The organism is Polaromonas sp., from assembly GCF_018780625.1.
GTDB lineage: Bacteria > Pseudomonadota > Gammaproteobacteria > Burkholderiales > Burkholderiaceae_C > Polaromonas.
Genome location: NZ_JADMJK010000205.1, coordinates 14,581 through 23,987, shown reverse-complemented (window position 1 = coordinate 23,987; position 9,407 = coordinate 14,581). Strand labels below are relative to the sequence as shown.

The following is a 9,407-nucleotide window of genomic DNA, read 5'->3' as shown; positions in this document are numbered from 1 at the left end:
GTGGCCGACGTCGTCAGGCTGGACGCCAACAACCGCCGCCTGGTGGCCCAGGGCCTCAAGCGCATCCGCGCTGGCGCGCTGCCGGCAGGCATTGCCAGCCTGTTCACGGCGGCAGGCCGCAAGGCCCCGGTGGCAACCACTTTTGACTTTGGCTTTGCGCTCGGCCCGCGCATCAACGCGGCCGGCCGGCTGGCGGACATGACGCTGGGCATTGAATGCCTGCTGACCGACGACCCGGTGCGGGCCGACGCGCTGGCGCAGATGCTGGACGGCATCAACCGCGAGCGCCGCGACATTGAGGCCGGCATGCGCGAGCAGGCCCAGATGGCCGCCGACGCGATGATTGACGAGGACCAGGACGCGCCGCCCGCGATTGCGATTTTTGGCGCTGACTTTCACGAAGGCGTGGTCGGCATCGTGGCGTCGCGCATCAAGGACAAGCTGCACCGCCCGACCTTTGTGTTTGCCGCCAGCCAGGCGCCCGGCAAGGAAGACGAGCTCAAAGGTTCGGGCCGCTCGATTCCCGGTTTTCACCTGCGCGACGCGCTGGACCTGGTGGCCAAGCGCTGCCCCGGCGTGCTGCTGCGCTTTGGCGGCCACGCCATGGCCGCCGGCTGCACCATTGCCAGGGCGCAGTTTGGCGCGTTCGAGCAGGCGCTGCAGCAAGTTGCCCGCGAATGGCTGGACGCCGCCACGCTGACGCGCCGGCTCGACACCGACGGCCCGCTGGCGCCCGAATACCGGCGCGCCGACCTGGTTGATACCCTGCACAGGGAAGTCTGGGGCCAGGGCTTTGCCGCGCCCACCTTCAGCGAAGAAGTCGAGGTCGTGTCGCAGCGGCTGGTCGGCGAAAAGCACCTGTCGCTCAAGCTCAAGCACCAGGGCCAGCCCGTGGACGCGATCTGGTTTGGCCACACCGAAGCCCTGCCGGCCCGCGTGACGCTGGCGTTTCGGCTGGACGCCGATGAGTGGCAGGGCGTGAAACGGGTGCGGTTTTTGGTGGAAGGGGCGGAACTGTAGGCGCTTGCGAACTTGTCTGACGGCGCCTGGGCGAGGCGGCCTACAGGCCGGCGCTGCCGGTGCGGCAATGATCAATGTTCAGAAGGCGCCCACACCGGAGCGCCCACCATCCCATAGAGGAAATCATGAACTCCATCATCTACATCGTCGGCCTGGTCGTCGTCATCCTGTTCGTTCTGTCTTTCTTCGGTCTTCGCTGAAATCGCCCGGTCTGGCTCCGTTGGGCCCGCATGTGCGGGCTTGGCAGGCGTCAGAGCGCTGCAGCGACAGAAAGCCTAAAATCACGGGGTGTCCACCTCAAACATCCTCAACGCCGATCTCCATTGCCACTCTGTCGTATCCGACGGCACGCTCACGCCCGAAGTGCTGGCAGCGCGGGCCAAAACCAATGGCGTCGAGTTGTGGGCGCTCACCGACCATGACGAGATCGGCGGCCAGCACCGCGCGGCAGCGGCCGCCAAGGCGCAGGGCTTGAAGTACCTGACCGGCACCGAAATTTCCGTCACCTTTGCCAACGAAACCGTGCACATCGTGGGTCTGGGGTTTGACCCCGACAGCGCCGAGTTGCTGCAAGGCCTGCGCAACACCCGGGGCGGCCGCGAACAGCGGGCCATGGAAATGTCCGACTCGCTGGCCAAGGCGGGCATCACCGGCGCATTCGAGGGCGCGCTGAAGTTTGTCGGCAACCCCGAATTGATTTCACGCACGCACTTTGCCCGCTTTCTGGTGGAGTCTGGCGTGTGCCGCGAAACCTCTGAAGTCTTTCGCAAATACCTGACCGAAGGCAAGCCCGGCTATGTGCCGCACCGCTGGGCCACGCTGCAAAACGCCGTGGGCTGGATCACCCGGGCGCATGGTGTCGCGGTGATTGCCCACCCGGGCCGCTACAACTTCACGGCCAACGAAGAGTACGCGCTGTTTACCGAATTCAAGGCGCATGGCGGAATGGGCGTGGAAGTGGTCACTGGCAGCCATACCCGGCAGGAATATGTGAAATACGCCGAAACCGCCCGGGAATTTGGACTGGCCGCCTCGCGCGGCAGCGACTTTCACAGCCCCGACGAAAGCCACACCGACCTGGGCTCCCTGCCGTTTTTAACCGGCGAACTAACGCCAGTGTGGGAACTGCTGGCAGAGCGCGTCCAGTGATGGGCAGCGCCACCAGAGCGATTGCGCAACCGGCCGCCAACCGGGCGCTGGCCGGCATTGGCCTGCTGGTGGCCGCCGTGGCCTGCTTTGCGGTGCTGGACACCACGACCAAATTCATCTCCCTGAGCGTGCCTGCCCTGATGGCGCTGTGGTTTCGCTACGCCTTTCAGGCCATCGCGACCACGGTGGCGGTGTTGCCAAAGCGCGGCTGGGCGCTGCTGCGCACCGCGCACCCCAAGTTTCAATGCCTGCGCGGCGTGCTGCTGCTGACGACCAGCCTGCTGGCGTTTTTCAGCCTCAAGTACATGCCGGTGGGCGAATTCACGGCCATCGTCATGATCACGCCGCTGCTGATCACGCTGCTGGCGTCGCTCACGCTGGGCGAACGGGTGTCGGCGCTGCGCTGGACGCTCGTCATTGGCGGCTTTGCCGGCACGCTGGTCATCATTCGCCCGGGCGGCGAAGGATTCGACTGGACCATGCTGCTGCCCCTGGGGCTGGTGGTCTCGCACGCCTGGTTCCAGATTTTGACGAGCCGGCTGGCCAGGACCGAAGACCCCTTTACCATGCACTTTTATACCGGCTGGGTCGGCACGCTGGTCGCGTCAGTGGCCCTGCCCTTCGTCTGGGCTCCGCTTGATTCGTGGATGCTGTGGGGCGGCCTGTTCATGATGGGGCTGATGGGCACGGTCGGGCATTTCTTGATGATCCTGGCCTACGCCCGCGCGCCGGTGTCCACCCTCACGCCGTTTCTTTATGCGCAGATTGGCTTTGCCATGCTGGGCGGATGGCTGGCGTTTTCACATGTTCCCGATCAACTGTCCATGCTGGGCATGGGCATGATTGCGGTATGCGGGGCGGCAGGCGCCTGGCTCGCGGTGCGCGAAAGCCGGGTCACCATTCAGCCGCCCGAATCCTGAAAGGCAACCCACATGGCACAGTTTTTTGAAGTTCATCCCGAGAATCCGCCGGCACGCCTGCTCAAGCAGGCGGTGGCGCTGCTGCAGCGCGGCGGCATCGCGGCGGTGCCGACGGATTCAAGCTACGCGCTGGTCTGCCAGCTCGACGACAAGGCCGCAGCCGACAGCCTGCGCCGCATTCGCGGTGTCGACGACAAGCACCACCTGACGCTTCTGTGCCGTGATTTGAGCGAACTGGCCAACTACGCGCGGGTAGACAACAAACAATACCGCCTGCTGAAAGCCGCCACGCCGGGACCCTACACCTTCATTCTGGAAGCCAGCAAGGAAGTGCCGCGGCGCCTGAGTCACCCGTCGCGCAAGACCATCGGCCTGCGCCTGCCCGAGCACAAGGCCCTGCAAGCCCTGCTGGAACTTCACGGCGCGCCGCTGCTGGCCACCACGCTGATCCTGCGCGGCGACACCGAGCCGCTGAACGATGCGAGCGAGATCCGCGAGCGCCTGGAGCATGAACTGGCGGCGGTGATCGACGCAGGCGCCTGCCACCAGCAGCCCACCACGGTGATCGACCTGACCGCCATGGCCGACGGCGGCGAGCCGGTCGTCATCCGGCAAGGCCGGGGCAGTCTGTCCGCACTGGGGCTGTAGGCGCCCACCAGGCGCAACGCACCCGGGGGTCTGAGACAATCGGCCGATGGACATTGCCAACCTGATTCAAACCATCGCCATCTATGCCTTGCCCGTGCTGTTTGCCATCACGGTGCATGAAGCCGCGCACGGTTACGCCGCCCGCCATTTTGGCGACAACACGGCCTTCATGATGGGCCGCATCACCCTGAACCCGCTCAAACACATTGACCCGTTCGGCACCATCTTGATGCCGCTGCTGCTTTATTTCGCCACGTCGGGGGCCTTCCTGTTTGGCTACGCCAAGCCGGTTCCCGTGAATTTTGGCAACTTGCGCAACCCCAAGCGCCACATGGTCTGGGTCGCACTGGCGGGTCCGGCGTCCAATTTTGCCCAAGCCCTGCTGTGGGGGCTGGCGCTGGTGTTAATGGCCGGCATGGGCATCCAGGAGCCATTTTTCATCAAGATGGCGCAGGCGGGCATTCTGGTCAACCTGGTCATGTGGGCCTTCAACCTTTTCCCCCTGCCACCGCTGGACGGCGGCCGGATTCTGGTCGGACTGCTGCCCTACAAACAGGCCGAACTGGTTTCACGCGTTGAACCCTGGGGCTTTTTCGTGGTGATGTTTCTGGTTATTGCCGGCGTCGTCGGCACGCTGTGGCTGCGCCCGTTGATGACGCTGGGTTACGCCGTCATCAACACCGTGCTGGCGCCCTTGCTGTTCCTGCTGCAGTAAATCTCTTGCTGCGCCGCTCTTCACTCTTTTTCCGCCGTTCCACTGGCATTCATCCCATTTTTGTATGAGCACTGCATCACCTTCGCCCCAACGTTTTTTGACCGGCATCACCACCACCGGCACGCCCCACCTGGGTAATTTTGTGGGCTCCATCCGCCCCTCGGTGGCGGCGAGTCGCCTGCCTGGCGTGCAGAGTTTTTACTTTCTGGCCGACTACCACGCGCTGATCAAGTGCGATGACCCGGCGCGCATCCAGCGCTCCACGCTGGAAATCGCAGCCAGCTGGCTGGCCGCCGGACTGGACCCTGAACGGGTGACGTTTTACCGCCAGTCCGATGTGCCCGAGATTACCGAATTCACCTGGCTGCTGACCTGCGTGACCGGCAAGGGCGTGCTCAACCGCGCCCATGCCTACAAAGCCGCCGTCGACAAAAACCAGGCCACCGGCAACGACCCCGATGCCGATGTGACTGCCGGCCTGTTCATGTACCCGGTGCTGATGGGCGCCGACATCCTGATGTTCAAGGCGCACAAGGTGCCGGTCGGGCGCGACCAGATCCAGCACATTGAAATGGCGCGCGACATGGCGCAGCGTTTCAACCACCTCTACGGCGAGCACCTGGTACTCCCCGAAGCGGTGGTTGAAGAGTCGGTGGCATTGCTGCCAGGGCTGGACGGGCGCAAGATGAGCAAGAGCTACGACAACACCATCCCGTTGTTCACGCCGCGCGATCAGTTACGCAAGCTGATCGCCGGCATCCTGACCGACTCGCGCGCGCCAGGCGAGCCCAAGGAGGTCGAGGGCTCCGCGCTGTTCCAGATCTACCAGGCCTTTGCCAGCGAGCCAGAAACCGCAGCGCTGCGCCAGGCTTATGCCGACGGTATCTCCTGGGGCGACGCCAAGCAACTGCTGTTTGAGCGCGTGGAACAGGAAGTCGCGCCCATGCGCGAGCGCTACCACGCCATGGTCAACGACCCCACCCACATCGAAGCGCTGCTGCAGGCCGGCGCCGAAAAAGCGCGCGCGGTGGCCACGCCCCTGATGCGCGAGTTGCGCCATGCCGTGGGCCTGCGCGCGCTAGGCGCACTGCCTGCGGCTGCAGCCAAAAGCAAAGCCGCCAAAGCGGCTGCGCCGACGTTCAAACAATACCGCGAGAAAGACGGCCGGTTTTATTTCAAGCTGCTGGATGCCGATGCACGTTTGCTGCTGCAAAGCCAGGGCTTTGAATCCCCCAGGGACGCAGCGATGGCCATATCGAACCTGCAAAAGGAAGGGCCAGCCGCACTGGCTGCCCTGCCAGGGCAGGTGGCGCTCGCACAAGGCATCACCCACATCGAGCTGGATACCGCCTTGCGGTTTTTTGCAGCGACGCACGCCTGAATTCCCGGGGGCTGACCGTACAAGTGCCGCTTCAGCCTGGCGGATGAAAGCCGGGCGCATGGATGCGCGCCAAAATGGGAATATGCCCCAGTTTCCATATTGTTGTTTTTTTGAATCAAACAAAGGAACAAATACTGCAATCGAAGATTGAAAAATGTCATGCAGTTGACATTCAGCAGTTATGCTTACTGGCTGTAAATGTCAAAGCAATCTGAAGTCATGAGTATTTTTGTCATAGACGACCATCCCCTGATGAGGGAGGCGCTCGTCATGCTGATACATCGCGTGAACAGCACGGTTCAAGTAACCGAACTGGATCGCCTGGCCGCCGTCAAGCCTGCGGCGCAGGCGCACGGTGTCCCCTCCTTGTTCTGCCTGGACCTCAAGCTGCCTGACACCGAGGGCGTGTCGGGCATTCACGAACTCAAGCAGCAGTTTCCGGATGTTCCCGTCATCGTCCTTTCAGCAGCGCCGGCGCATGAGTACGAAGACCTTTCCATCGAGGCAGGTGCGGACGCCTATATCCAAAAATCCGCAGGCGCGGTCGAGATTGCCAACGTGTTGCGCGTCTTTTTGCACGGCGAGCAGGAACCGGAGGCCTGCGCCTCCACGGAAAAACTGTCCAAGCGCCAAAATCAGTTACTGGCGATGATCAACAAGGGCCAAAGCAACCGCGACATTGCAGAAGAACTCCAGATCAGCGAGCACACCGTCAAGGTGCATTTATGGCGCTTGTTCCGGCGCCTGAATGTCAAGAGCCGTTCGCAAGCCAGCCACCTGGCCCGCACCCAGGGCTTGCTTTAGCGGTCTTGCTGCGCCACGCATTGCTTGCCCGGTTGCACTGAAGGATGTCCTAGAAAGTCGCTGGCGTATTCACCCAAAAAATTCTTGCAGCGACCTTGCCGACATTACGATACCCATGAGGCGTCTGGCTGGAAAAATAAAACGCATCCCCAGCCTGGACCAGGTGACGCTCACTCCCCAGCAGCAGCTCCAGGCTGCCCTCCAGAACAAAGCCAACTTCTTCCCCGACATGCTCTATCAAGCCATCGCTCGCCTCGCCTGGCGGAACGATGTGGATATTGGCCTGTAGAAGGCCACCCCGCTTGGGAAGCGTGATGCGCTCCAGGGAAATTCCCCCGGCCTTGATCACTGGGCGCTCGCCATTGAGCAGGACGGGGCCCTCCCTGGGCGCTTCTTCGGTCGTCAACGTGGCGATGTTCGTGTCCAGCGTGACCGCAATTCGATGCAGCATGGCCAGTGAAGGAGAGGCCTGCCCGGCTTCTATTTTTGAGATCAGGCTTTCCGAACATTGCGACTTCTGCGCCACCTGCGTCATGGTCAGACCAGCAACCAGGCGAGCGTGCTTCAACCGGACGCCCAGCATGGAGGGTGGCTTGACGACAGCGTCCTCCGTCTTTGGCGCTGCAACGAGATTTGATTTCATGCGCACCTCCATTTGTTTACCCGAACGGTCAGGCATTGGCCAGCGATGTCACGGCATAAGCGAGCGCCTGAACACCCAGAAACAACTCCTGAGGTGCGGTTTCCTCCGCGGCGTTGTGACTGACCCCCCCTTTGCTCGGAACAAAAATCATCGCTGTCGGGCAATGCTCCGCGAGGTACATGGCGTCATGAAAAGCACCGGACGTCATCCGCAACGGCGCAGCCAGCGACGCGCGGCTGGAAGCGCGCGTGCAGGCCCGTTCAATCAGCGCCAGCATCGCGGCAGGGAAATGCGTCGGGGGACGGGAAAAAATGGATTCGAATTCGATCTTCCCTGCCCAGGAATAGGCTTGGGTGATCTGTTTCAAAGCCGCCTCGAACTGAACCAGAACCTGCTCATCGACACTGCGGACATCAACGGTGAACTCCACGGCACCGGGAATCGTGTTGATGGAGTTCGGGCTCACCTGCCACCGGCCCAGCGTCAGCCGCAATTTCTCCCCAGCCTCCACCGCCTGGTAGGCATACAGCTGCTGCGCCAACCCGACGGCAGCGGCCATGGCATCGACACGCTCATCCATGGGCATGGTGCCCGCATGGCCGGCAGTACCCGTCACCTGGATGCGATACCAGCGCACGCTCTGGATGCCCGTGACGACGCCCAGCGGCACAAGCGCGCGCTCAAGCACAGGGCCCTGTTCGATATGCAGCTCCACGCAAGCGGACATCGGCTCAGCCATGGGCCGACGGGGAACATCCGGTACAGCCTCCAGGGCCAGTTCCAACGCGTCCCCAAAACGCACACCCTTGGCATCGACAGAATTTCGATAAGCAGGCAGGCAACTCGGGTCGACAAAGGCGCTGGAGCCCATGGCACCCGGACCGAAGCGGCACCCCTCTTCGTTGGTCCACGCAACGACCTCGACAGGTCGCAGGGTCTTGATACCCGCATCATTCAACGCAGCAATCACCTCCAGGCCTGCAAGCACGCCGTAGGCCCCGTCCAGCTTGCCACCTACGGGCTGGGTATCGGCATGGCTTCCGGTCAGTACAGGCGGCAAATCGGATGTTCCCGGACGGCGAAAGAAAAGATTGGCGCAGTCATCGATCGTGACCGAGCACCCACGCGAACGGGCCAGATCGATTAAATAGCGGCGCGCCTGAAGATCAGGATCGGTCAGGGTCTCGCGAGAAACACCACCGTCCGACCGTCCGCCAAAGGTCGCAAGCTCGGCAATGACCGACTGCAGGCGATCATGTTGCACATGGTCCTGCGCGCGTTCGCTGGCCGCCGTCTGATCTCGCTGTTCGAGGTTGCTCACATTCAACTCTTTATTCATGTTCCGCCCAGACTGAGCTCCAGCGTATGCGCTGCGCTCAATGTCAGCGCATCAGCCCATCGCGGGCCAATCACCGTGACGCCTACCGGCATGCCGTGCCCTCCCGTCCCTGCCGGCACATGCACACAGGGATTCCCCAGCAGCGTCCAGAGACGGTTGAAGATGGGGTTGCCGGTGGCGCCCAGCCCGGCAGGCGCCTCGCCTTCGGCGCTGGGGGCAAGAAGCACATCGACCGACCCGAAGACGGCGTCCAGCGCGCGTCGCGCAGCAATCGCCAGTAACTGCGCGGCTGCGAAGTCGGCCCCGTGCAGCGACTGTCCCAATGCAAGCAGTTGCGCAAAGGCCGGGCTGAACTTCTCCGCCTGCCGCTGGCGCTCCGGCGCAAACGCTGCCGCGGCTTCATAAGCCATGATCTGAATTTGCGCCTGCGTCAACCCGTCGCACGAAGCCGGCAAAACGAGGTCATGAACCTGTGCGCCAACCTTTTCAAACTGGCGTGCCGAATGTTCAAGCACGCGGCGTGCATCGTCCGAGGCGAGATCCCAATGGGGAGTACGGCAAATCCCCACGCGAAGGGCAGTTTGCCGCTGCGGGTCCAGGTTGACCCGGGTCAATGCGCCAACAAAAAAGGCGGCATCATCCACCGAGCGCGCGAACACGCCGACCGTGTCAAGACTGGGCGAGAGCGGCTTGACGCCGGCCAGCGGCAAGGTTCCATGGGTGGGCTTGTAGCCGACCACGCCACAGTAGGACGCCGGCCTCACGATGGACCCGGCCGTCTGGGTCCC

10 protein-coding genes are annotated in these 9,407 nt (G+C 62.9%); 7 read left to right on the top strand and 3 right to left on the bottom strand.

All coding sequences use genetic code 11. The features are described 5' to 3' along the window. From IV091_RS15215 to IV091_RS15185, 7 genes are all read left to right on the top strand, one after another. On the top strand, nucleotides 1-1,020 hold a 1,020-nt coding region (locus tag IV091_RS15215; protein ID WP_293470101.1), incomplete at its 5' end, for a DHHA1 domain-containing protein. A 288-nt stretch (nucleotides 1,021-1,308) separates the two neighbouring features. After that, nucleotides 1,309-2,169, top strand: a complete 861-nt coding sequence (locus IV091_RS15210) for a 3',5'-nucleoside bisphosphate phosphatase (RefSeq protein WP_293470100.1) — start codon at nucleotides 1,309-1,311, stop codon at nucleotides 2,167-2,169. Continuing rightward, complete coding sequence (locus IV091_RS15205) at nucleotides 2,169-3,089, top strand: DMT family transporter (protein ID WP_293470099.1); 921 nt, start codon at nucleotides 2,169-2,171, stop codon at nucleotides 3,087-3,089. The genes IV091_RS15210 and IV091_RS15205 overlap by 1 nt, the downstream gene beginning before the upstream one ends. Nucleotides 3,090-3,101: 12 nt before the next feature. After that, nucleotides 3,102-3,737 carry an L-threonylcarbamoyladenylate synthase gene (locus IV091_RS15200; protein WP_293470098.1) on the top strand — a complete coding sequence of 212 codons (636 nt, stop codon included), beginning with the start codon at nucleotides 3,102-3,104 and terminating at the stop codon, nucleotides 3,735-3,737. Between the two features lie 46 nt (nucleotides 3,738-3,783). Then, complete coding sequence (locus IV091_RS15195) at nucleotides 3,784-4,452, top strand: site-2 protease family protein (RefSeq protein WP_293470097.1); 669 nt, start codon at nucleotides 3,784-3,786, stop codon at nucleotides 4,450-4,452. A gap of 64 nt (nucleotides 4,453-4,516) precedes the next feature. Beyond that, complete coding sequence (locus IV091_RS15190; RefSeq protein ID WP_293470096.1) at nucleotides 4,517-5,833, top strand: tryptophan--tRNA ligase; 1,317 nt, start codon at nucleotides 4,517-4,519, stop codon at nucleotides 5,831-5,833. Between the two features lie 219 nt (nucleotides 5,834-6,052). Further along, nucleotides 6,053-6,637: a response regulator transcription factor gene (locus IV091_RS15185; RefSeq protein ID WP_293470103.1), complete on the top strand. Its 585-nt coding sequence runs from the start codon at nucleotides 6,053-6,055 to the stop codon at nucleotides 6,635-6,637. A 49-nt stretch (nucleotides 6,638-6,686) separates the two neighbouring features. Here the strand turns inward: IV091_RS15185 and IV091_RS15180 are convergent, their stop codons facing one another. The 3 genes from IV091_RS15180 to IV091_RS15170 form a co-directional block, all read right to left on the bottom strand. Further along, entirely contained in the window at nucleotides 6,687-7,292 is a 606-nt protein-coding gene (locus tag IV091_RS15180) for an XRE family transcriptional regulator (RefSeq protein WP_293470095.1), read from the bottom strand. A 16-nt stretch (nucleotides 7,293-7,308) separates the two neighbouring features. Then, complete coding sequence (locus IV091_RS15175) at nucleotides 7,309-8,619, bottom strand: M20 family metallo-hydrolase (RefSeq protein ID WP_293470094.1); 1,311 nt, start codon at nucleotides 8,617-8,619, stop codon at nucleotides 7,309-7,311. Continuing rightward, nucleotides 8,616-9,407 (bottom strand): amidase (locus tag IV091_RS15170; protein ID WP_293470093.1); only part of this gene is annotated, 792 nt, incomplete at its 5' end. The genes IV091_RS15175 and IV091_RS15170, both read right to left, overlap by 4 nt.